This window comes from Delftia deserti (assembly GCF_042653485.1).
Taxonomy (GTDB): Bacteria; Pseudomonadota; Gammaproteobacteria; order Burkholderiales; family Burkholderiaceae_C; genus Comamonas; species Comamonas acidovorans.
Genome location: NZ_JBHSIH010000001.1, coordinates 3196648 through 3220455 on the forward strand (window position 1 = coordinate 3196648; position 23808 = coordinate 3220455).

Annotated in this window: 16 protein-coding genes and 1 pseudogene; 6 read left to right on the forward strand and 11 right to left on the reverse strand. The window is 69.7% G+C overall.

Annotation, left to right across the window (positions count from 1 at the left end; all coding sequences use genetic code 11):
• Nucleotides 1-6: 6 nt before the first annotated feature.
• The 6 genes and pseudogenes from narH to ACFPFG_RS15525 form a co-directional block, all read right to left on the reverse strand.
• Complete coding sequence (gene narH, locus ACFPFG_RS15500; RefSeq protein ID WP_380107301.1) at nt 7-1539, reverse strand: nitrate reductase subunit beta; 1533 nt, start codon at nt 1537-1539, stop codon at nt 7-9.
• Between the two features lie 18 nt (nt 1540-1557).
• Complete coding sequence (locus ACFPFG_RS15505) at nt 1558-3138, reverse strand: molybdopterin dinucleotide binding domain-containing protein (protein ID WP_380107303.1); 1581 nt, start codon at nt 3136-3138, stop codon at nt 1558-1560.
• Nucleotides 3130-5413 (reverse strand): annotated as a pseudogene (locus ACFPFG_RS15510) (nitrate reductase subunit alpha); the annotation flags it as partial. The gene ACFPFG_RS15505 and the pseudogene ACFPFG_RS15510, both read right to left, overlap by 9 nt.
• A 67-nt stretch (nt 5414-5480) precedes the next feature.
• Nucleotides 5481-6941, reverse strand: coding sequence for an MFS transporter (locus ACFPFG_RS15515; RefSeq protein WP_063328024.1), 1461 nt, complete (start codon nt 6939-6941; stop codon nt 5481-5483).
• A gap of 16 nt (nt 6942-6957) precedes the next feature.
• On the reverse strand, nt 6958-8280 hold the full coding sequence (locus tag ACFPFG_RS15520) for an MFS transporter (RefSeq protein ID WP_197953708.1): 1323 nt from the start codon (nt 8278-8280) through the stop codon (nt 6958-6960).
• Between the two features lie 156 nt (nt 8281-8436).
• Nucleotides 8437-9399, reverse strand: coding sequence for a helix-turn-helix transcriptional regulator (locus ACFPFG_RS15525; protein WP_183020294.1), 963 nt, complete (start codon nt 9397-9399; stop codon nt 8437-8439).
• Nucleotides 9400-9528: 129 nt separating this feature from the next.
• Between ACFPFG_RS15525 and ACFPFG_RS15530 the strand changes: the two genes are divergently transcribed.
• Genes ACFPFG_RS15530 through ACFPFG_RS15540 form a run of 3 tightly spaced genes read left to right on the forward strand, consistent with a single transcriptional unit; the run spans nt 9529 to nt 13862 of the window.
• Complete coding sequence (locus ACFPFG_RS15530; protein WP_380107306.1) at nt 9529-11523, forward strand: TonB-dependent receptor; 1995 nt, start codon at nt 9529-9531, stop codon at nt 11521-11523.
• 30 nt (nt 11524-11553) lie between these two features.
• On the forward strand, nt 11554-12618 hold the full coding sequence (locus ACFPFG_RS15535) for a class I SAM-dependent methyltransferase (protein ID WP_380110284.1): 1065 nt from the start codon (nt 11554-11556) through the stop codon (nt 12616-12618).
• Nucleotides 12615-13862 (forward strand): MFS transporter, encoded by a 1248-nt coding sequence (locus ACFPFG_RS15540; RefSeq protein ID WP_380107308.1) that lies wholly within the window; start codon nt 12615-12617, stop codon nt 13860-13862. The genes ACFPFG_RS15535 and ACFPFG_RS15540 overlap by 4 nt, the downstream gene beginning before the upstream one ends.
• Before the next feature lie 4 nt (nt 13863-13866).
• Here the strand turns inward: ACFPFG_RS15540 and ACFPFG_RS15545 are convergent, their stop codons facing one another.
• A complete protein-coding gene (locus ACFPFG_RS15545) occupies nt 13867-14538 on the reverse strand; it encodes a response regulator (RefSeq protein WP_183020290.1) in 672 nt (223 codons plus the stop codon).
• 11 nt (nt 14539-14549) lie between these two features.
• Nucleotides 14550-16463, reverse strand: a complete 1914-nt coding sequence (locus tag ACFPFG_RS15550) for a type IV pili methyl-accepting chemotaxis transducer N-terminal domain-containing protein (RefSeq protein ID WP_380107310.1) — start codon at nt 16461-16463, stop codon at nt 14550-14552.
• A gap of 145 nt (nt 16464-16608) precedes the next feature.
• On the opposite strand from ACFPFG_RS15550, the gene ACFPFG_RS15555 reads away from it, so the two are divergent.
• Nucleotides 16609-17484: a ChaN family lipoprotein gene (locus ACFPFG_RS15555; RefSeq protein ID WP_380107312.1), complete on the forward strand. Its 876-nt coding sequence runs from the start codon at nt 16609-16611 to the stop codon at nt 17482-17484.
• 78 nt (nt 17485-17562) lie between these two features.
• Here ACFPFG_RS15555 and ACFPFG_RS15560 read toward each other — a convergent pair whose 3' ends face one another.
• Nucleotides 17563-17820 (reverse strand): DUF3297 family protein, encoded by a 258-nt coding sequence (locus tag ACFPFG_RS15560; protein ID WP_012203034.1) that lies wholly within the window; start codon nt 17818-17820, stop codon nt 17563-17565.
• 121 nt (nt 17821-17941) lie between these two features.
• On the opposite strand from ACFPFG_RS15560, the gene ACFPFG_RS15565 reads away from it, so the two are divergent.
• Nucleotides 17942-19246, forward strand: coding sequence for a DUF445 domain-containing protein (locus ACFPFG_RS15565; RefSeq protein WP_380107314.1), 1305 nt, complete (start codon nt 17942-17944; stop codon nt 19244-19246).
• Here ACFPFG_RS15565 and ACFPFG_RS15570 read toward each other — a convergent pair whose 3' ends face one another.
• On the reverse strand, nt 19247-20218 hold the full coding sequence (locus ACFPFG_RS15570) for an arsenic resistance protein (protein WP_183020286.1): 972 nt from the start codon (nt 20216-20218) through the stop codon (nt 19247-19249).
• Between the two features lie 109 nt (nt 20219-20327).
• Nucleotides 20328-22028, reverse strand: a complete 1701-nt coding sequence (locus tag ACFPFG_RS15575; protein ID WP_380107316.1) for a sigma-54 interaction domain-containing protein — start codon at nt 22026-22028, stop codon at nt 20328-20330.
• A 222-nt stretch (nt 22029-22250) separates the two neighbouring features.
• On the opposite strand from ACFPFG_RS15575, the gene ACFPFG_RS15580 reads away from it, so the two are divergent.
• The gene (locus ACFPFG_RS15580; RefSeq protein WP_380107318.1) at nt 22251-23798 is read left to right on the forward strand and encodes an acyl-CoA carboxylase subunit beta; all 1548 of its coding nucleotides are present in this window, start codon (nt 22251-22253) and stop codon (nt 23796-23798) included.
• Nucleotides 23799-23808 lie beyond the last annotated feature (10 nt).

The following is a 23808-nucleotide window of genomic DNA, read 5'->3' on the forward strand; positions in this document are numbered from 1 at the left end:
CAGTCCTCACATTTGCGCGCGGATGGGGATGGTGCGCGGCTTCTTGCCGCCGAACAGGCTGGCGTCGGTGCTGCCATCGGAGCAGCCGTTGCCGAACGAGAAGCCGCAGCCGCCGCGCAAATCGAACGCGCTTTCGGCGTATTCGCGGTGGGCCGAGGGGATGACGAAGCGGTCCTCGTAGTTGGCGATCGCCATGGTCTGGTACATGTCCTCGACCTCGTGCACCGTCAGTCCCGCGTACTGGAGCACGGCCAGGTTCTGTTCCTGGTCCACGTGCTTGCTGCGCTGGTAGGCGCGCATGGCCAGCATGCGCTCCAGCGCGCGCACCACGGGCGTGGTGTCGCCGGCGGTGAGCAGGTTGGCCAGGTACTGCACGGGGATGCGCAGTTGCGAGACATCGGGCAGGTCGCCATTGATGGTGCTGCGACCTATGTGCCCGGCGTTCGCCGCCGAGGTGATGGGCGACAGCGGCGGCACATACCAGACCATGGGCAGGGTGCGGTACTCGGGGTGCAGCGGCAGGGCCACCTTCCAGTCCACGGCCATCTTGTAGACGGGGCTGGACTGGGCGGCCTCGATCCAGGCGTCGGGGATGCCGTCGATGCGGGCCTGGCGGATGACCTCGGGATCATTGGGGTCCAGGAAGATGTCCAGCTGCGCCTGGTAGAGGTCGCGGTCGCGCTCCACGCTGGCCGCTTCCTCGATGCGGTCGGCGTCGTACAGCAGCACGCCCAGGTAGCGGATGCGGCCCACGCAGGTTTCGGAGCAGACGGTGGGCTGGCCGGCCTCGATGCGCGGGTAGCAGAAGATGCATTTTTCGGCCTTGCCGCTTTGCCAGTTGTAGTAGATCTTCTTGTAGGGGCAGCCCGAGACGCACATGCGCCAGCCGCGGCACTTGTCCTGGTCGATGAGGACGATGCCGTCCTCCTCGCGCTTGTAGATCGATCCCGAGGGGCAGGACGCCACGCAGGCCGGGTTCAGGCAGTGCTCGCACAGGCGCGGCAGGTACATCATGAAGGTGTTCTCGAACTGGCCGTAGATGTCCTTCTGGATCTGCTCGAAGTTCACGTCATGGCTGCGCTTGCTGAATTCGCCGCCCAGGATTTCCTCCCAGTTCGGACCCCATTCGATCTTCTCCATGCGCTGGCCCGAGATCAGGCTGCGCGCGCGCGCCGTGGGCGCGGCCTTGCTTTCCCTGGCCGACTGCAGGTGCTCGTAGTCGTAGGTGAAGGGTTCGTAGTAGTCGTCGATCTGGGGCAGGTTGGGGTTGGCGAAGATGCGCATCAACAGGCTCCACTTGCCGCCCTGGCGGGGCGCGATGGAGCCGTCCGTGCGGCGCATCCAGCCGCCGTTCCACTTGGCCTGGTTTTCCCACTCGCGCGGGTAGCCGATGCCGGGCTTGGTCTCGACGTTGTTGAACCAGGCGTATTCGACGCCGGGGCGGCTGGTCCAGACGTTCTTGCAGGTGACGGAGCAGGTGTGGCAGCCGATGCACTTGTCCAGGTTCAGCACCATGCCGATCTGTGCGCGGATTTTCATCGTGTTTCTCCTTGTTGTTCAGGCATGGGCGGCTGCGCCGGCCTCGGCTTCGTCGTCAAGCCAATCTATGCGGCGCATCTTTCGGACCAGGACGAACTCGTCACGGTTGGTGCCGATGGTTCCGTAGTAGTTGAAGCCGTAGCTGTACTGCGCGTAGCCGCCGATCATGTGGGTGGGCTTGAGCACGATGCGCGTGACCGAGTTGTGGATGCCGCCGCGCGTGCCGGTGATCTCCGAGCCCGGCGTGTTGATGGTCTTCTCCTGCGCGTGGTACATCATCACCATGCCCGGCTTGACGCGCTGGCTGACCACGGCCCGCGCCGCGATGGCGCCGTTGGCGTTGTACAGCTCCACCCAGTCGTTGTCGGCGATGCCGGCGCTCTTGGCGTCGTCCTCGCTGAGCCAGACGATGGGGCCGCCACGCGCCAGCGTGAGCATCATCAGGTTGTCGCCATAGGTGGAGTGGATGCCCCACTTCTGGTGCGGCGTGATGAAGTTCAGCGCGATCTCGGGATGGCCGTTGGGCTTTTGGCCCTGCACTTCCTGCAGCGCCTTCATGTGCACGGGCGGGCGGTAGCTGACGAAGCCTTCGCCGAAGTCGCGCATCCACGGATGGTCCTGGTAGAACTGCTGGCGGCCGGTGAGGGTGCGCCATGGGATCAGCTCATGCACGTTGGTGTAGCAGGCGTTGTAGCTGACCTTCTCGCTTTCCAGGCCGGACCAGGTGGGCGAGCTGATGATCTTGCGCGGCTGGGCCTGGATGTCGCGAAAGCGGATCTTCTCGTCCTCGCGGTGCAGGGCCAGGTGGGCGTGCTCGCGCCCCGTCTGCTTCGACAGCGCCTCCCAGGCCTTGACGGCCACGTGGCCGTTGGTCTCGGGCGCCAGCATCATCACCACCTCGGTGGCGTCGATGTCGGTGACGATGCGCGGGCGGCCCTGGCTCACGCCTTCCTCGCGCACCAGGCCGTTGAGCTCGCCCAGCTGCTCCACCTCGGTCTGGGTGTTCCAGCCGATGCCCTTGCCGCCGTTGCCCAGCCTGTCCATCAGCGGGCCCAGGGCCGTGAAGCGCTTGTAGAGGTTGGGATAGTCGCGCTCGACCACGGCAATCTGCGGCGCGGTCTTGCCGGGGATCAGGGCGCACTCGCCCTTCTTCCAGTCGCGCACGCCATCGGGCTGGGCCAGCTCGGCAGGGGTGTCGTGCATCAGCGGCGTGAGCACCACGTCCTTTTCCACGCCCAGGTGGCCCACGCAGACCTCGCTGAAGGACTTGGCGAAGCCCTTGTAGATCTCCCAGTCGCTCCTGGCCTGCCAGGCCGGGTCCACGGCCGCCGACAGCGGGTGGATGAAGGGGTGCATGTCGCTGGTGTTGAGGTCGTTCTTCTCGTACCAGGTGGCCGTGGGCAGGACGATGTCCGAGTACAGGCAGGTGGTGCTCATGCGGAAGTCCAGCGTGACCAGCAGGTCCAGCTTGCCTTCAGGCGCCTTGTCGTGCCAGCGCACTTCCTGCGGCTTGGCTGAATGGCCGGCGCCGGGCCGCCCCAAGCCGGCCGCCCCCTGGGGGGAGGCGCGCAGCGCATCGGGGGGGGTCTTGTTCTCCAAGATCTTTTCCTTGCACGCCATGGGTGGTGCCCAGCAGGTGCTTGAGGAAGTACTCATGACCCTTGCCCGAGCTGCCCAGGATGTTGGAGCGCCACACGAACATGTTGCGCGGCCAGTTGGCCGGGTGGTCGGGGTCCTCGCAGCTCATGGACAGCGAGCCGTCCTGCAGGGACTGCACCACGTGGTCCTTCACGTCCAGGCCCTGGGCCTGGGCGTCGCGCACCAGCTGCAGCGGGTTGGCCTGCAGCTGCGGCGCGCTGGGCAGCCAGCCCATGCGCTCGGCGCGCACGTTGTAGTCGATCATGGCGCCGCCGTACTGGCTGCGGTCGGCCAGCGGGGACAGCACCTCTTCCACGCCCAGCTTCTCGTAGCGCCACTGGTCGGTGTGGGCGTAGAAGAAGCTGGTGGAGTTCATCTGGCGCGGCGGGCGCAGCCAGTCCAGCGCAAAGGCCAGCGCGGTCCAGCCGGTCTGCGGGCGCAGCTTTTCCTGGCCCACGTAGTGCGCCCAGCCGCCGCCGCTCTGGCCTATGCAGCCGCACAGCATCAGCATGTTGATGATGCCGCGGTAGTTCATGTCGCAGTGGTACCAGTGGTTCATGGCCGCGCCGATGATGACCATGGACTTGCCGCGCGTCTTCTCGGCGTTGTCGGCGAACTGGCGCGCAATGGCGATCACCTGGTCACGCGGCACGCCGGTGATCTTTTCCTGCCAGGCCGGGGTGTAGGGCGCATCGGCGTCATAGCCGCCATCAGCGCCCTCGCCGTCCAGGCCGCGGTGGATGCCGTAGTTGCCCGCCAGCAGGTCGAACACGGTGGCCACGATGGCCTCCTCGCCGTCCAGCACCATGCGCGAGACGGGCACGCGGCGCAGCAGCACATCCGTGCCCTGCTCGTTGGCGTCGAAGCCCGGCGACTGCAGGCCGCCGAAGTAGGGGAAGGCCACGTCGGCCACTTCACTGTCCACGCCCTGGCCGTCCAGCACCGAGAGCTTGAGCTGCACGTCGTTGCCCGTGCGCGCCTCCTTGGATTCGAGGTTCCACAGGCCCTCGTCGGCGCGGCCGGCCTCGCCCCAGCGAAAGCCGATGGAGCCGTTGGGCAGGGCCACGCCGCCGTCCTCGCCGTAGGCCACGGTCTTCCATTCGGGGTTGCTGTCCTGGCCCAGGTGGCCGTCGAAGTCGCTGGCGCGCACATAGCGCTCGGGCACCAGGGCCGTGCGGCCGTCGGGCAGTTGCTGGCGCTTGAGGCGGATCAGCAGCGGCAGGTCGGTGTAGCGGCGCGCATAGTCCTCGAAATAGGCCGTGCGGCCGCGCTCGCCGAAGTAGAACTCCTTGAGGATGACGTGGCCCATGGCCATGGCCACGGCGGCATCCGTGCCCTGCTTGGGGTGCATCCACAGGTCGGCCAGCTTGGCGACCTCGGAGTAGTCGGGCGTGACGGCCACCACCTTGGCGCCCTTGTAGCGGACCTCGGTGAAGAAGTGGGCGTCGGGGGTGCGCGTCTGGGGCACGTTGGAGCCCCAGGCGATGATGAAGTTGGAGTTGTACCAGTCGGCGCTCTCGGGCACGTCGGTCTGCTCGCCCCAGGTCTGGGGGCTGGCCGGCGGCAGGTCGCAGTACCAGTCGTAGAAGCTCATGCACACGCCGCCGATCAGGCTCAGGTAGCGGCTGCCTGCGGCATACGAGATCATGGACATGGCCGGAATCGGCGAGAAGCCGATGATGCGGTCCGGCCCGTGCTTCTTGATGGTGTAGACGTTGGCCGCCGCGATCATGCGGTTGACCTCGTCCCAGCTGCTGCGCACGAAGCCGCCCAGGCCGCGCTGCTTTTGCCACTCGCTGCGCGCATCCGCGTTCTCGACGATGGCGGCCCAGGCATCGACCGGGCTCCTGGCCACGGCCAGGGCGGCGCGCCAGTGCTTGAGCAGCCGGCCGCGCACCATGGGGTATTTGACGCGGTTGGCGCTGTACAGGTACCAGCTGTAGCTGGCGCCGCGCGCGCAGCCGCGCGGCTCGTGGTTGGGCAGGTCGGCACGCGTGCGCGGGTAGTCGGTCTGCTGGGTCTCCCAGGTCACGATGCCGCCCTTGACGTAGATCTTCCACGAGCACGAGCCCGTGCAGTTCACGCCGTGCGTGGAGCGCACCACCTTGTCATGCGCCCAGCGGTCGCGGTAGGCGTCTTCCCAGGTGCGGTCCTCGCCCGTCACCTGGCCATGGCCGTTGGAGAATTCCTGCCGGGGCAGGGAGAAGTAGGAAAGCTTGTCCAGAAAATGGCTCATCGCGGGACTCCTTGTTGTTCGTTGCGGTGCGTTGCTGTTCGGTGCTGTAGTGCCTGCGGCGCGCAGCTCAGCAGGGCATCTCGGCATTCCTGCGCGCGTAGTACCACCAGGTCACGCCCACGCACAGCACATAGAAGGCGGCAAACACCCACAGCGCCAGCTCGGGCCCGCCCGTGGCGGCGATGGAGCTGCCGTAGCTCTTGGGGATGAAGAAGCCGCCGTAGGCTCCCAACGCGCCCGCAAAGCCCAGGGCGGCCGCGCCTTCGGTATTGCCCTCCTTGAGGGCATGGGCCTGCGCTTCCTCGCTGGGATGGGCGCCCAGTTCGCGCTGCTTGAGGGCCAGGAAAATCGCCGGGATCATGCTGAAGGTCGATCCGTTGCCGATGCCCGTGGTCAGGAACAGCACCAGGAACATCAGGAAGAAGCCCATGAAGCTGCCCTCGGCAGGGCCGAAGCCCAGCGCGTAGCCGCCGCTGCCCTTGGGCAGGAAATACAGCACGCCCACCACGGCCACGGCCATAACGAGGAAGTTCCAGAACGTCACGCGCGCGCCGCCCGCCTTGTCGGCCAGCCAGCCGCCGAAGGGCCGCGACAGCGCGCCCAGCAGCGGGCCCAGCCAGGCATAGGCCAGCGGATTGACCGCCGGGAACTGGCTCTTGATCAGCAGCGGAAAGCCGGCGGCAAAGCCGATGAACGAGCCGAAGGTGCCCAGGTACAGCAGGCACATCACCCAGTTGTGCTTGCGCCGGAAGATGGCGGCCTGGGCCGCGAAGCTGGCCTTGGCGTCGGCGATGTCGTTCATGCCGAACCAGGCGGCCAGCGAGGCGATGGCGATCCACGGCACCCAGATGAAGGCCGCGTTCTGCGCCCAGACCCGGGTGGTCTCGCCGGCCTTGGTGATGGTCTGCGCATCGCCGCCGAAGACGCCGAAGATGCCGGCCGTGATCACCAGCGGACTCAGGAACTGCACCACCGACACGCCCAGGTTGCCCAGGCCCGCGTTCACGCCCAGGGCCGAGCCCTTGCGCTCCTTGGGAAAGAAGAAGCTGATGTTGGCCATGCTGGAGCTGAAGTTGCCCCCGCCCAGGCCGCACAGCAGGGCCAGGATCAGCATGGTCGGATAGCCGGTGCTGGCGTCCTGCACGGCGTAGCCGATGCCGATGGCCGGGATCAGCAGCGAGGCCGTGGACAGCGCCGTCCAGCGGCGCCCGCCCATCAGCGGCACCATGAAGGAATAGAAGATGCGCAGCGTGGCGCCCGACAGCGCGGGCGCGGCCGCCAGCCAGAACAGCTGGTTGGTGGAGTAGGTGAAGCCCAGCGCGGGCAGGTTCACGGCCACCACGCTCCAGACCTGCCAGATGGCAAAGGCCAGGAACAGGGCGGGCACCGAGATCCAGAGGTTGATCCTGGCGATGGCCTCGCCCTCGCGCTCCCAGAACTGCCTGTCCTCGGGGCGCCAGAGGGTCAGCACGCTGCCGGGGCGGCTGCGCGCGGATGCCTTTGCGGCGGTCTTGGTGTTCGCATGCATGTGCAACTCCTGCGGTTCAGCGCGCGGCCGGCTGCACATCGCTGTGGCCGCCGTGGCTGTTGAGCACGTCGGTGCGGCGCACCTCGGTGAAATACATCCAGATCAGCGACACCCAGACCACGCCGTACAGCAGCATGAAGGCGCTGGAGCGGATGCCCGTCCAGTCCAGCAGCACGCCGAACAGGATGGGCAGGATGAAGCCGCCCATGCCGCCGGCCAGGCCCACGATGCCGCTGATGGCGCCGATGTTTCCGGGGTAGTCGTCGCTGATGTACTTGAAGACGCTGGCCTTGCCGAAGGCCATGGCAATGCCCAGCACGAACATCAGCGCGGTGAAGGCATAGACGTTCAGGCCCAGGTGAAAGCGGGTGCTGCCCTCGGTGGTGAGCACCGTGAAATCCGTCTGCGGATAGGACAGCAGGAACAGGCAGATCCAGCACACCCACAGCACCCACCAGGTCACGCTGTGCGCGCCGTACTTGTCCGACAGCCAGCCGCCGATGGCGCGCAGCACGCCGCCCGGCAGCGAAAAGCAGGCCGCCAGCAGGGCCGCCACGCGGATGTCCAGGCCGTACTCGCCCACGTAGTACTGCACCATCCACAGGCTCAGCGCCACATAGCCGCCGAAGACGATGCTGTAGTACTGGCAGTACTTGAGCACGCGCGGGTCCTTGAGCGCCTTCAACTGGTCGCTGAAGCGCACGTTGCTGGGCACCAGGTGGGCCGGGTCGCTGTGGCTGAACAGCCAGAACAACACCAGCGCGCCCAGCATGATGGCCGCATAGGCATGCGGCACGGCGGCCCAGCCGAAGGCCACCAGGATCACCGGCGCCACGAACTTGTTGACCGCCGCGCCCGAGTTGCCCGCGCCATAGATGCCCATGGCCATGCCCTGGCGCTCCTTGGGAAACCAGCGCGCCACATAGGGCGTGCCCACCGAGAACGAGCCGCCCGCCAGGCCCACGAACAGGCCGATGGTCAGGAAGTGCCAGTACTCGGTGGCATAGCCCATCACCCAGATCGCAGGCACGGTGACGGCCATCAGCACCGCCATCACGATGCGCCCGCCGAAGCGGTCAGTCCAGATGCCCAGCGGCACGCGCACCAGCGAGCCCGTGAGCACGGGCATGGCCGTGAGCAGGCCGAACTGCGTGGCGTTCAGATCCAGCATCTTCTTGATGGGGATGCCGATGATGCCGAACATCATCCAGACCATGAAGCAGACGGTGAAGGCCAGGGTGCTGACGGCCAGGACCGACCAGGCCTGGCGGTCGTGGCGTGTGCCTGGGCCTGGTTTTTTTCGGGGATCGCCCTGTGCGGCGGGCGCTTGGTTTGCCATTTTGTTTTCCTCGTGGGGGCTATGGCTTCCATGGTCTCGCGCAAGGGGTGCGCCGCACATCCGCCAGCCGTACGCTCGGACAAGGCGGAAGAACTAGGAGCGCGCAGGCAGGCCTAGTTCCAAAGAACTATCGAGGGCAAAAAGGCTTGACGCAGATCAGGAGCGGCGGCCAAAAACGGACTTCGGGCTGCGCCCGTAGAACCGCGCAAATGCCGCACTGAAGTTCGACGGATGGGCATAGCCCACCTGCCAGCCGGCCTGGGCGACCTGGCAGCCGGTCTCCAGCAGCGCCCAGGCGCGGCGCATGCGCAGCTCCAGCAGAAGGGCCTGGGGCGTGGTGCCGAAGACGGCGCGAAAGCCCTGCTTGAGCCGGTGCTCGCCCAGGCCCACGGCGGCGCTCAGGTAGGCCAGGGTCAGCGCGCGGTCCATCTGGGTGGACAGCAGTTCGCGCGCCTGCTCCAGCCGGGCCAGTTCGTCGGCCGACCAGCGCAGTGCCGCCTTGGCCGGCTGCGGCGCAGGCGCGAGATGCCGCAGCTCCAGCGCGGCCAGGCTCAGCATGGCGATGTGGCGGTCCAGCGCATCGGTGGGCTGGTGCCCGGGCGGCTGGGCCAGGCGCCGCGCCAGCGCCAGGCTGGCCGGCAGGCTGGCGCGGTGGTCCAAGGCCCGTACACGGGCCGCGCCGTCCACCCGGGTCAGGCGCTGTGAGAGTTCGGGCCCCAGATAGCGGTCCAGCGCCGCGCCCGACAGCAGCAGGCGCAGCTGGCGCACGGTCTGGCCGGCCGCATAGCGGCGCTCGCCCTGGCTGCCGCGAAAGACTGCCAGCGTGGTCTGCCCCGCGCCGAAGCGCAGCGCCGCGCCCGTGCGCGCCACAAAGCCCGATTGCCCGGCCAGCCCCAGCGTGATGACCAGGGTGCGGCCCTGGTCCGAGGCATCGGCCTGCACGCTTTCCTCCACCAGGTCGCGCAGCGGGCAGTAGTGCGAGCGCGCCAGCACGATGCCGTCGCCCAGCGTGAAGCGCTCCGCATGGCAGTCGCCCAGCTCGGCGGGCAGGGCATGCCGCGTCCAGCCCGGCGCACAGGGCTGGGGCAAGGCAAGCGAGGAAGGGATGCGGGAGGTCATGTGAGAGGAACGGATGCGCGCTTCGCATAGGAAATGCTCCGTCGCGCATACGTTTTCAAATGATATCCATTCTCATTCTCCATAGCATCGAAAACCACAGAGATGCCCTTTGGAGAGGACGAGAAAGCCATGACATTCCCCCTTCGCTGGCCAGCCGCGCTGGCCCTGGCCCCATTCACGGTGGCGGCCCAGGGCCAGGCGCCCGAAGCCACCCTGCCCGAGATCACGGTCACGGTGAACAAGCAGGCCGAGAGCCTGGACGCCGTGCCCGCCAGCGTCTCCGTCTTCGATGGCGCGGCGCTGGAGGCGGCCGGCGTGCGCGGGCTGGACGCGCTGTCCGCCCAGGTGCCGGGCTTCAGCTTCCAGGCCTTCGGCCAGTCGGGCGTGCAGCCGCCCGTGATGCGCTGGCTGACGGCCAACTTCGTGTCGTTCTCCTCGTCCACGCTGCTGCTGGTCGATGGCGTACCCACGCTGATGGCCCAGGGCTTCGAGCACAACCTGCAGGGCGTGGACCGCGTGGAAGTGCTGCGCGGCCCCCAATCGACGCTGTACGGCCGCAATGCCGAAGCGGGCGTGGTCAGCATCGTCACGCGCCAGCCCGGCGACATGCCCCATGCGTCGATCAGCGCCGAAGCCGGCAACCACGGCCAGCGCGCGGGCAGCTTCGAGCTGGGCCGCGCCCTGGTGCCGGGCCAGCTCTACATCGGTCTGTCGGGCGAGTGGCGCGCGCAGGACGGGTTCATTCGCCAGCAGGGCAGTGGCGCCCGCGTGGACGACCGCGAGCGCGCCAGCGGCCGCCTGGCCCTGCGCTGGACGCCCACGGCCGAGACCGAAGCCACGCTGCGCTACGCCCAGCAGCGCTGGGACGACGGCGCCGCGCAATGGGGCAGCATTGCCGCGCCGCGCGCCACGGTGAACTCGGGCACGGACAGCTGGAACCGCTCGCGCGGGCAGACGCTGTCGCTTGATGTATCGCACCGCTTTGCCTCGGGGCTGCGGCTGCGCTCCATCACCGCACGCAATGTCTTCGACGACCGCGTGCTGCAGGACACGGACTTCCAGCACGCCGACCTGCTCCACGTGCGGCGCGACTACCGCCTGGCCACGACCTCGCAGGAACTGCGCCTGGAGGGCGAGGCCGCAGGCCTGTGGAACGCGCGCTGGCTGGCCGGCCTGTACCTGGACCGCGACGACCATGACCTGCGTTACGAGCAAAAGCTGCCCACCGCGCTGATGCGGCCCACGGCCGGACTCAAGGGCAGCACGGCGGCGCTGTTCACGCACTGGACCGTCCCGCTGTCCGAGCGCTGGACGCTGGCGGCCGGCGCGCGCGTGGAGCGCAACCGCGTGGAACTGGCCCCCGTGGGCGCGGCGGCGCGCAGCGACGACTGGTCGCGCTTGAGCCCCAAGCTCTCGCTGCAATACCAGTGGTCGCCCCAGGGCCAGGTCTACACCAGCCTCAGCGAGGGCTACCGCGCGGGCGGCTTCAACGTGTTCTCTCCGGCCATGGGCTATGCGGCCTACGAGCCAGAGACCGTGCGCGCCTGGGAGATCGGCGCCAAGGGCCGGCTGCTGGGGCAGCGCCTGCGCTACGCAGCCTCGGTCTACACCCAGCAGGTGCGCGACATGCAGGTACAGCAGATGGGCCTGCCGGGCGTGGTCTACATCACCAATGCGGCGCGGGCGCGCTCCACGGGTGCGGACTTCGAGCTCGACTATGTGTTCGGCGGCGGCTGGCAATTGCAGACAGCCCTGGGCCTGAACCGCACGCGCTTCGGCAGCTTCCGCGACGGCGCCGCCGTCTACGACGGCCGCCGCAACCCCTTTGCGCCCGACATGACGGCCCATGTGGCGCTGCGCTACGACGCGCCCGGCCGCTGGTGGGCGCAGGCCGCCGTGCAGGGCACGGGCAAGGTCTACCTGGACGCCGCCAACGCCTACCGCCGCCCCGGCTACGGGCTGCTCAACCTGTCGGCCGGCTATGCCCAGGGGTCCTGGGAAATCGCCGCCTACCTGCGCAATGCCGCCAACCGCCGCTACGACGCCGTGGGCTACCTGAATGGCCAGGTCGTGGTCTACAGCCCGCCGCGCGAATTGGGCGTGCGGCTGACCTGGCGCATGTGACTCCCTTTCGTGAAAAGGACCTTCCGATGAATACCCCCCCGCCGTGAATCCCCTACCCACACCCCCTCTCACGCCCTGCAACCGCTGTGGGACCTGGCCGCCGCCCAGGTCCAGGCCGAGGCCCTGGTGCTGGCCCTCGAATCGGGGGCACTGGACCGGCTGGCCACGCCCCAGACGCCGGCCGAGCTGGCCCAGGCCCAGGGCTGGAACGAGGCCAATACCTCCCACTGGCTGGAATTGCTGTGGAGCATGGGCCTCCTGCGGCGCGGCCAGCACGAGCCCGTGAGCTACCTGCTGGCCACCGATGCGCTGCGCTACCTGCACAGCGCATCGCCCGAGTCCTGCGGCGCGGCCTGGCTGTTCCGCCTGCGCTCTCTGCGCCACTCCGCCACGCTGCTGCGCGGCCTGGTCGAGCACGGCCCTGCCGGGGACGGCTCGGCCTGCAGCGCCCCCTTGGCCACGGGCAATGCCGAAGGCTGGGCCGCCGCCGCGCGCGCCCAGATCGGCCAGGAGCAGCGTGCCGTCAGCGTGCCTGCCGCGCTGAACCTGCTGCAGCAGGTTCCCGAGGCAGGCGCCGCGCGCCGCATGCTGGACCTGGGCGGCGGCCCCGGCTGGATCGCGCTGGCCCTGCTGCGCCAGCAGCCCGCACTACAGGCCAGCGTTTTCGACTGGCCCGAGGCCGTGGCCGTGGCGGCGGACAACGCCCGGCAGTCCCGCCTGTCCGACCGCTTCACCGCGCTGGGCGGCAACCTGGCCACGGACGGCATAGGCAGCGGCTACGACCTGGTCTGGTGCTCGTCCGTGCTGCACTTCGTGCCCGATGCGGTGGCCGTGGTGGCCAAGGTGTTCGACGCGCTGGCGCCCGGCGGCGTCTTCGTCTGCGCCCATGCCGAGGTGGATGAGACGCCCGAAGCCGCCCTGCGCACCCTGCCCTACTACCTGCCCATGCGCCTGCTGGGCCGCAGCGTGACCCGGCGCGGCGAGCTGCAGGCGCTGCTGGCGCAGGCGGGTTTCGAGCGCATCGAACGCATCGAGTCGCGCGAGTTTCCGATGGCGCCGCTGGCCGTGCTCGTGGCGCGCAAGGCAGCACAATGAGCACCGCCCGCCCTCGCCCGGTCTGGCTGCTCCAGGCACTTTTCGGCTGGCTGCACCTGGCGCTCACGGCGCCCAGCGTCTACCTCTGGCTGGGCCTGCCCCTGGTCATGCGCCAGCATGGCTGGTCGGGCACGGCCATCGGCCTGTTCCAGCTGGCGGGGCTGCCCGCGCTGATCAAGTTCGCGCTGGCCGCGCCCGTGGAAGCGCGCAGCGCGAACGGCCAGCCGCGCTACCGCGCCTGGGCGCTGGCCCTGTGCCTGGCCTATGCAGCCGTGCTGCTGGCCCTGGGCTGGCAGCAGTTGCTGGCCGAGCGCCTGTGGCTGTTCGGCCTGGCCTTCGCGGCCGCGCTGGCCGCCACCTGGGCCGACATTCCCGTCAGCGCCCTGGCCATCCGCCTGCTGCCCGCATCCGAGCGCATGCGCGCCGGGGGCGTGCGCGCGGCGGCGCTGTCGCTGGGCGCCATCGTGGGCGGCGGGATGATGCTGCTCATGCAGGCGAAATGGGGCTGGCGCGCGCCCTTCCTCTGCCTGGCCGGCGCGCTGGTCCTGGGCGCCCTGCTGCTGGCCTGGGTGGTCCGCCATGAGCCCGAGGACGCACCATCGCCGCGGCCGCGGCCGCTGCCAACTGCTGAAGCGGGCTTGGCCGCCATGGTGCGGGGCTACGGCGCCCAGCCCGGCGCCTGGCGCTGGACCCTGGTGCTGGTCAGCTACTTCCCCTTCATCGGCGCGGCCTGGTTCTACCTGAAGCCGCTGATGCTGGACCACGGCTTCGCGCCCGCCCAGGCCGCCCTGCTGGCCGGCATGGGCGGCGGCGTGGTGGCCGCGCTGGCGGGCGCGGCCTCGCCCCAGCTCACGCGCCGCCTGGGCACCCGGCGCGCCCTGCCCCTGTATGCGGGCTGCAACGTGGCGGCGCTGGCGCTGCTGGCGGCCGTCATCGCAGCCGGCGCCCCGGCCCCGGGCCTGGTCGCGGCCGTGGCCTGCGTGGCAGCAGCCATGGGAGCCTCCTCGGCCTGCGTCTTCGGCCTGATGATGCAATTCGCCCGCCCGCGCTGGCAGGCCTTCGACTACGGCCTGCAGGCCAGCCTGTTCGCCGCCAGCCGCATGCTGGTGCCGCTTGCGGCCGGCGTGGCGCTGGACGCCATGGGCGCGGCAGCCATGCTCACCGGCCTGGTCGTGGCAGCCGCGCTGGCGTGGGGGTGGGCGCTGCGGTGTGCGGGGGATGGTTGGGCTTCAGCCACAGCGTAGGCCGCTAATCCCGCTGCCGCTCCGACGCATACACCGCCGCCTGCACGCGCGAACTCAGGCCGAGCTTGCGCAGGATGTGCTGGACGTGGATCTTGACCGTGGTCTCGGCAATGTCCAGCGTGCGGGCGATTTCCTTGTTGCTGGCGCCGCGGGCGATCTGGACCAGCACCTCTTCCTCGCGCGGGGACAGCGGCGAGGCCGGGACCTCGTCCGGCTCGGGCGCCTGGGGCTCGGGCGCGCCCTGGGACTGGAAGGCTGCCACCAGCTTGCCCATCATCTCGGGGCTGACCACGGGCTCGCCGCGTGCGGCGCGGCGCAGGGCCTCGGACAGCAGGTCGCCGTCGATGGTCTTGAGCAGATAGCCCTGGGCGCCGTTGCGCAGCGCGGCCGCCAGGTCCTGGCCGTCCTCGCTCACGGTGAGCATGACGACACGGCTGCCCGGCGAGGCCGCGCGCAGGCCCGCGATGGCATCGACGCCCAGCACGCCCGGCAGGTGGTTGTCCAGCAGGATGACCTGGGGCGCCAGCGCGGGCACCAGGCGCAGGGCCTCGCCCGCGTCGCCGGCCTCGCCGACCACGCGCAGGCCTGCGTCCTGGGCGATGAGGGCGATCAGGCCGCGGCGGAACAGCGTGTGGTCGTCGATGACGAAGACGGAGATGGGGCTGGCGAAGGACATGGGGCGGCGGCCTACTGGGTGTTCAAGGGAAGGGCCTGCGCGGGCGGCGGCACGGAGGCACCGGCCGAGGCCGAAGGAGGCAGCTCGATCAGCACGCGCGTGCCCTCGCCGGGGCGGGAGTGCACATGGACCAGCGCCTGCGCCAGCAAGGCGCGCTCGCGCATGATGCCCAGGCCCACATGCAGCGAGTCCGGCGCAACGTCGGCGGGGACGAAGCCGCAGCCGTCGTCGCAGACTTCGAAGCGCCAGGGGTGGCGACCCACGCGCAGCTGCACATGCCTGGCACCCGCGTGCTTGCGCACGTTGGACAACGCCTCCTGCACCATGTGCAGCACCTGGATCTGCACATCGGGCGCCAGCGGCAGGCCCTGGCCCGACATGGTCAGCGAGGTGGCGATGCCCGTCTGGTGCTCGAACTTGGACAGCGTGGCGCGCAGCGCGGCCTCGATGTCCTCGGCGCTGGTGCGCGTGCGGAAATGCACGAGCAGCTCGCGCACGTCGGCATAGCATTCGCGCACGCCGACTTCCAGTTCGTCCAGGCTGCGGTCGCGCGCCTCGTCGCGGCCCTTGGCCACGGCGTCGCGCAGCAGCTGGGTCTGTATCTTGAGAAAGGCCAGCGACTGGGCAATGGAGTCATGCAGCTCGCGTGCGATCAGGCCGCGCTCCTCGGCCACGGCGGCCTCGCGCTCCAGCGCCGTGGCGCGCAGGCTTTCCATGGCGCTGGCCAGGTGGCGCGCCATGGCGGACAGCAGGTCGCGCATGCCATCCGTGAGCACCACGGTGGAGCGAAAGAACAGGTTGACCTCGCCCAGCAGGCGCTGCTGCAGTTGCACGGGAATGCTGACCACGGTCCGGAAGCCTGCCTCGCGGCAGTGCGGCAGCTGCAGGTCGCTGGCCGGCGTGATGGGGATCACGCGCAACCGCGCCTGCTCGCGCGGCTGGCCGCACAGGCAGGCTCCCGTGTGCAGGCAGTGCTCCTGCACCGACATGGACTGGGGCAGGCCGTCGCCGGCCAGCAGCACGTAGCGCTCGTTGGCCTCGTCGGACCAGCGCACCGTGGCCGCATCGGCCTGGGCCGCCAGGCGGACCTGGCGCACAAAGCCTTCGGCCAGGGCCTGGAGGCTGGCGGCCTCCGACGCCTGCACGCTGACCGCGTACAGCGCCTGCAGCTGCTGGTGCTGCACGTTGAGGCTGGCGGTCTTCTCGCGCACCTTGTCCTCCAGCTCGGCGTGCGAGCTTTGCAGCGACTGGGCCATGAGGTTGAAGCCTGCGGCCAGCTGGCCGAACTCGTCATCCACCTCCACGCGCATGCGCGTGTCCAGGTGTCCGCGGCGCATGCGCTCCAGCGCCGAGCGCAGCTGGCCCACGGGATGCAGCACCAGCCAGTAGCTGGTGGCCATGAAACTCACGGCCGCGATGATGGCCAGCGCCATCAGGCACATCTGGAACAGGTGCAGGATGGCCGTCCAGCGCGAGAGCCGGTCCTCGATGGCCTCGACGAAACCGTCCACCTCGCGCACGAAGGCGTCGGCGCTGCCCATGATGGCTTGCGCATCCACATGGTCCTCGGCCTGCCACTGCGTGCGCAGCGCACTCCAGTCGCCGCGTATGCGCTCGTAGCGCGCGCTGACCACATCGCTCCAGGGCACGAACAGCGGCCGCGACATGTCGCCGCTGCGCAGCAGGTCCAGGCTGGCGTCGAACTGCCGTGCGCGCTCCTGCCACTGCGCAGGCGCCTCGTTCTGGCGCGCCATGGCCATGCGCACCATGCTCATGCGCAGCCGTCCGGCCTCGTTCACCGCCGCCGCGCCGCCCTCCAGCTGCCAGGCCACCCACAGCGTGAAACCGATCGATGCCACGGCCGCGAGCAGGCAGGCCGCGCCCATGAGCAGCAGCTTGGTCGAAAGCGAGGGCTTGCCATGCATGACTGCAATGTAGCCATTGCACACCGGCGCGTCTTGACCTGAATCAAGCGCCATCCATTGCCGCAAAGGCTGGCACCTGCGGCTGCCCCCAATGCCCACAGGGCCTATGGAGCCCCCGGGCGAGGCCAGTGTTTAGCATGGGGCCATGCAAGTCCGCTCCATCCCCCGCCCCTTCATCCGCAACCCCGGCCTCGCCGGCCTGGCTGCGGCCGCATTGCTGGCGGCAGCCCTTGCCGGCTGCGCCAGCTCCTCCGCCCCGGCGCGGGACTGGACGCAGCAGTTGCAGCGCTGGTCCGACGCGCCCATCGTGCTGCTGGGCGAGCAGCACGATGCGGTCGCCCACCAGGCCTGGCAGCAGGCCACGGTGGAGCAGTTGGCAAAACAGGAGCGCCTGGCCGCGCTGGTGATCGAGATGGCACCGCGCACCGGCTCCACCGCGTCCCTGCCGCGCGATGCCTCCGAGGACGCGGTGCAGCAGGCCCTGCAATGGCAGGACGCGGCCTGGCCCTGGCCGCGCTACCGCGGCGTGGTCATGGCCGCCGTGCGCGCGGGCGTGCCCGTGCTGGGCGGCAACCTGCCGCGCGCCGACATGAAGCAGGCCATGCGCAACGAGAACCTGGACACCCACCTGCCGCCCGAGGGCTGGCAGCGCCAGCTCGACGCCATCCGCGAAGGCCACTGCGGCCTGCTGCCCGACGCCCAGCTGCCGCCCATGGCCCGCATCCAGCTGGCCCGCGACGCCAGCATGGCCGAGGTGGCCAGGGCCGCTGTCAAGCCCGGCAAGACCGTGCTGCTGGTGGCCGGGCGCGGCCACGTGCTGCGCGGCGTGGGCATTCCCACCTGGCTGCCCGAGGCCGCAGGCGCCAAGGTGGCCGTGGCGCAGGCGGGGGAGACATCGGTGGCGCAGGCCTCGGATGTGGATTGGCTGCAGAAGACGGATGCCCTGCCCGCCAAGGACCACTGCGCCGATCTGCGGGAGAAGTTCAGGAATCCGCCGGCGCCGCGGGCCGATGCGAGCTGAAGCCCGCTGATTCCTGAAGAGGTTGCGGCCGGCCTTGCGACCGGCAGGTCAAGCCTGTGGCGGCACAGGCGCAGGAAATCAGCGGTAGAAGGCTTCCACGGCGCCCTTGAGCTTGATCAGCAGGGGCCTTCCCTTGCGGTCCACCGTCTTGCCGGCCGGCACCTTGATCCATCCCTCGCTCACGCAGTATTCCTCCACATCGAAGCGCTCGTTGCCGTTGAAGCGGATGCCGATGTCGTGCTCGAACACGGCGGCCACATGGTGCGGGCTGCGCGGGTCGATGGACAGGTGGTCGGGCAGTGCGGGGCGATCGGCGGGTGCGTTGGCGTCGGTCATGGTCTTGTTCTCGCAAGAGGGTTCTGAAGAAAGCCGGTATTGTCAGCGCAATTCGCAGGCAGGCGCTGGCTGACAGGCTTTGGCGGCAGGCATCGTCATGCGGATGGCGGACGGGCGTCGTATGCTGCGCTCCATGCTGTCGCCAGAGCAACGTCAAACACTGAAGTCGGCCAAACGCCTGCCGCTGGCGCTGCTGCTGTTCGTGGCGCTGGGCTTCGTGGCCTCGTCCGTGGCGGCGGGGCACTGGCAGCAGGTGCCGCTGTGGCTGGCCTGCATCAAGGCCGTGACCGAGGCCTCGCTGGTCGGCGCGCTGGCCGACTGGTTTGCGGTGTCGGCGCTGTTCCGGCGCATTCCGCTGCCCCTGGTCGGGCGCCACACGGCCATCATTCCGCGCAACAAGGACCGCATCGGCGAGAACCTGGCGAATTTCGTGCGCGACAAGTTCCTGGACGGGCCTTCGCTGGTGGCGCTGATCGAGCGCCATGATCCTGCGCGCGCGCTGGCCGGTTGGCTGACCACGCCTGCCAACAGCGCCCTGCTGGGGCGGCAGGTGGCGCGGCTGGCGCTGGCGGCGCTGGAGATGGTGCAGGACCGGCAGGTGGAGCGGTTCCTGACCCAGGCATTCAAGGCCTTGCTGGCCCAGGTGGACCTGCCCCGCGCGGCGGCGGATCTGTTGTCGGGCCTGACCAAGGACGGCCGCCACCAGGCCGTGCTGGACGATGTGCTGGCCCGCGTCAGCGGCGTGCTGCGCGAGGCCGAGACCCATGTGCTGATCGCCCAGACCATCGTGCTGTGGCTCAAGCGCGAGCATCCGCTCAAGGAAAAGATGCTGCCCACGGACTGGCTCAGCGACAAGGGCGCCAGCGCCATTGCGGGCGCGCTCGACAGCCTGCTGCAGGACATTGCCAGCAATCCAGAACACCACATGCGCAAGGCCTTCGACGCCTCCGTGGACCGGCTGGTCACACGGCTGCAGTCCGACCCTGCCATGTCCGAGCGCGCCGAGCGGCTGCGCCACTACCTGCTGCACGACGAGAAGCTGGCCGGCTACCTGCGGGCGCTGTGGCTGGGACTGCGCGCCAAGCTGCAGGCGGACCTGGCCAACGAGCATTCGCAGGTGGCGCGCAAGACCGCCGCCATGGGCCGCTGGCTGGGCCAGTCGCTGGCGCACGACGAGGCGCTGCGCAGTTCCATGAACGAGCGCCTCAAGCGCTGGGCCCAGGCGCTGGCGCCCGATGTCTCGCAGTTCCTGGCCCAGCACATTGCCGATACCGTGCGGCGCTGGGATGCGCGCGAGCTGTCCGAGCTGATCGAGCTGCACATCGGCAAGGACCTGCAGTACATCCGCATCAACGGCACCGTGGTCGGCGGTGCCGTGGGGCTGCTGCTGTTCCTGCTGTCCAATGCGGGGCGGCTGTGGGCCTGATCACTGGCCGGCTGGCGGGTCCCGGCCCCACAGCGCAATCACGCGCACATAGGCCAGTTCGGCCAGCAGCTCCACCAGCGTCTGCGTGACGATGACGGCCGGCAGCACGGGAATGGCGCCAGGCACGGCCAGGGCCAGCGGCAGCACGACCAGCGAATTGCGCGTGCCCGCGCTGAACGCGACGGCGCGGCCCGAGGCTGCCGGGAGCCGGAAGGCGCGCGCCACCAGCCAGCCCAGTACGGGCGCTGCCACCGCGAAGGCCGCGTAGACGGGCACCACGCTCCAGGCCGCGTGTGTGGCCGGGCCCAGCTGGGGCAGCACGGAGGCGATCACCACGAACAGCACCAGCGCCGTGGCCGGCACGGGCAGCAGGCCCAGCCATGCCGAGGCGCTGGCCGCGCGACGGCTGCGGGCGGCCCACAGCTGGGTGGCGGCGGCCAGGGCCAGCGGCACGGCGATCAGCCAGACAAAGGCGTGCAGGAAAGGCCCGGCCTGGACCAGCCGCGCCGCATCGTCACCCAGGAACAGGCCCAGATAGCCGGGCAGGGCCAGCATCTGCGCGATCAGCAGGGCCGGCGTGGCCGCCAGCAGCAGGCGCGCGTCGGCGCGCCCCAGGTGGGAGAAGGTGACCACGTAGTCGATGCAGGGCGCCAGCATCACCAGCAGCGCGCCCAGGCGCAGCAGGGGGGCGGCGGGCAGGAACTGCAGCAGGGCCCAGACCAGCAACGGCACCACGATGAAGTTGGCCGCCATCAGCGCAGCCAGGAAGCGCACCTGGCCGAAGGCGCGCCGCAGCTCGGCCACGGGCACCTGCAAGAAGGTCACATAGAGCATCAACGCCAGCGCGGGGTTGATGGCACGCTCCGGCACGCCCGTGCCGGGCAGCGCCCAGGCGGCGGCCGCGGCCAGGGCCACGGCGGCGAAGTAGATGGGAATCTGGCGCTGTTCGAGCGCGTCTCGGGTGTCTTGCATTCGGGGCGCCGGGTGCGGCAGGGGCGGCAGTGGGTAAGGAGTGCCTAGTATGGCAACGGTGCGTCCAGCCGCTGTCTCGAATTCCCTGCCAGCCCTGGGCCTGACCGGCTCAGCCGGGCGATGCCGCGCCCAGCACCTTGTACAGATAGGAGCGCGAGATGCCCAGCTCCTGCGCGGCCAGCTTCTTGTTGCCGCCGCAGCGTGCGATGGCATCGAGGATGGCGTTGCGCTCCTGGTCCTTGAGCGGTGCCACGGCGCCGGTGGAGGGCATGTCGGCCTCGGCAACGGCAACGGCAACGGCAACGGCCAAAGGCCGCGCGCCGGCCAGCGGGTCCTCGTGGCGCGCGAAGTTGTCCACGTCCAGCAGGTGGCCATCGCAGAACACCAGGGCCTCTTCCACGCGCTGTCGCAGCTGGCGCACATTGCCGGGCCAGGCCTGCCGGGCCAGGTAGGGCATGACACCGGGCGCGATGCGGGGCAGCGCAATGCCGTTGCGCTCGCAGAACGACTGGGCAAAGCGCTGCACCAGGGCCGGGATGTCCTCCAGGCGCTGGCGCAGGGCGGGCACATGCAGCACCACGCCGCTGAGGCGGTAGAACAGGTCCAGCCGGAAGCGGCCGCTGTCGATGAGGCCGCGCAGGTCGCGGTGCGTGGCGGCCACGATGCGGAAGTTCACCTGCCGGCCGCTGTGCGCGCCCAGGCGCTGCACCTGGCGGTCCTCCAGCACGCGCAGCAGCTTGACCTGGATCTCCATGGGAATGTCGGCCACTTCGTCGAGGAAGAGCGTGCCGCCCTCGGCCTGCTCCAGCTTGCCGGGCTGGCCCTGCCTGCGCCCGCCCGTGAAGGCGCCGGCCTCGTAGCCGAACAGCTCGGACTCGATCAGCGTGGCCGGCAAGGCCGCGAGGTTGAGGCTGACCAGGGGCGCTTGGGCATCGCGCCCGCGTGCATGCAGGGCCTGGGCCACCAGTTCCTTGCCGCTGCCGCTCTCGCCCAGGATGAGCACGGGCACATCGAGCCGCGCCACGGCGTCGATCTCGCGTGCCAGCCTTTGCATGGGGGCGCTGGCGCCCACCATCTGCGCCGTGGGCGTGCCGCCGCGCAGCTGGCTCAGTTCGCGCTTGTAGTGCTGCACCTCGTCATGCAGCTGGTTCAGGCGCTGCTGCATGCGGTTGAGTGCCTCCACGCCGCTGAAGCTGACCTGGCCCACGGCGCCCACCACGGCGCCGCCCTCGTAGACCGGCATGCGGTTGACGATGCGGCTCACGCCCGGCCCCAGCTGCTGCAGGTCGCCGATCTCGGCCCGGCCGCTGCGCACCACGTGGGGCAGGCGCGAGTTGGGGATCACGTCCTCGGCGCGCCGGCCTGTGGCCGTGCCGGGCGCCAGGCCGAAGAACTTCTCGTGCACGGGGCTGATGTAGCGCATCAGCCCTTCATGGTCGGCCACCGTGATCGCCTGGTACGGGTTGGTCAGGAACATGTTGAGGATGGCGAAGGCGAAGGGCACGCTGGCCACCATGTCGAACAGTGCCGCCGCCTCGTCGGCCGGGCGCAGCAGGGCGACCTCGCCCTCGGCATCGGCCAGCACCACGGCCACATGGCGGGCCACCGTGCCGCGCGGGCCCGGTGTTTCCACGTGCAGCAGCTGGCCATGGCCGATGGGGTTGTTCCCGTCGCCGTGCGCGCGGGCCATGGCCTCGGTGACGGCTGCATGCAGCAGCGGCTCCTGCGCCAGGCCCAGCCGCGCCACGGGCTCGGGCAAACCGCGTCGCCAGACGAGGACGCCGAATCGGTGGTCGGGAGAGCTGGGCATGGGCATGGCGGGCAGTGGCGGGGGTGAACGCACTCTAGCGGCGCGCAGGCCACGGGTCTGTCCCCGTTGTGTCTCCATGGAAGACAGCACCCAAGCCGTGTCTTCGAGGCTGTCCTCGATGTGGACACGCGAGGATTGATCGTGGAAAAAATCCTTTGAATTCAACGCCCTGCGTTCTGGCACGCCTTGTGCATCTCTACAGGCACAAGGAGACACGACGACATGAGCTGGCAACCCGAAGTGGACGAGATCGCATACCGCCGCGCGCTGGCGGCCAAACTGGGCGGAGAGGAAAAGGTGGCGCGGCACAAGGCCGCGGGCAAGCTCACGGTGCGCGAGCGCATCGCGGCCTGCACGGACGCGCAGTCCTTCGTGGAGGTGGGCTCGCTCACCGGCTCGGGCCAGTACGACGGCCTGGGCCGGCTGACGGACTTCACGCCCTCCAACCTCATCATGGGCCGGGCACGCGTGGGCGGGCGGCCCGTGGTCGTGGTGGGTGACGATTTCACGGTGCGCGGCGGTGCCAACGACGGCGCCGTGGGCGACAAGCTGATCTTTGCCGAGAAGATGGCGCACGACCTGCGCCTGCCCATGGTGCGCCTGGTGGACGGCACGGGCGGCGGCGGCTCGGTGCGCAATATCGAGACCAAGGGCTACACCAGCGTACCCACCATGAAGGTCTGGAGCCAGGTGGTGCAGAACCTGTCCACCGTGCCCGTGGTTTCGCTGGCCCTGGGCTCGGTGGCCGGCATGGGCGCGGCGCGCGTGGCCTCCAGCCATTACTCGGTGATGGTCAGGGAGACCGCCCAGCTGTTCAATGCCGGCCCGCCCGTGGTGGCGCGCATCGGCCAGAACGTGACCAAGAACGAGCTGGGCGGCAGCCAGGTGCACACGCGCAACGGCGTGGTCGATGACGAGGTGGCCACCGAGCAGGAAGCCTTCGAGCGCGTGCGCCGCTTCCTGTCCTACCTGCCATCGTCGGTCTACGAACTGCCCGCACGCACCGCGCCGCAGGACGATCCGCGGCGGCGCGACGAATGGCTGCTGTCGGCCATTCCGCGTGATGGCCGCAAGGTCTACAAGATCCGGCCCATCGTCGAATGCCTGGTCGATGAGGGCTCCTTCCTGGAGACGGGCCGCCACTGGGGCCGGGCCATCGTCACCGGGCTGGCGCGCATCGATGGCTGGCCCGTGGCCGTGGTGGCCAGCGACCCGTACTTCTACGGCGGCGGCTGGGATGGTCCCTCGGCCGAGAAGTTCACGCGCTTCGTGGACATGGCCCAGACCTTTCATCTGCCCGTGGTCAACCTGGTGGACATCGCGGGCTTCCAGATCGGCGTGGAGGCCGAGAAGGCCGGCGTCATGCGCTACGGCGTGCGCGCCCTGGCCGCCGTCTACCAGGCCACCGTGCCCTGGTGCAGCATCCTCATCCGCCGCGCCTACGGCGTGGCGGCGGCCGGCCACCAGCACATGGGCCGCTTCAACTTCCGCTATGCCTGGCCCTCGGCCAACTGGGGCTCGCTGCCCATCGAGGGCGGGCTGGAGGTGGCCTACAAGGCCGAGATCGAAGGCGCCGACGACCCCGTGCAAAAGCGCGCCGAGATCGAGCAGCGCGTGCGCAGCCTGACCTCGCCCTTCCGCACGGCCGAGGCCTTCGGCATCGACGAGGTGATCGATCCGCGCGACACGCGTGCCCTGCTCAGCGAATTCGTGGAACTGGCCGCGCCGCTGCGCGAGGCCGGTGCGCCGCAGTTCGGCCTGCGGCCCTGAACGCATAAAA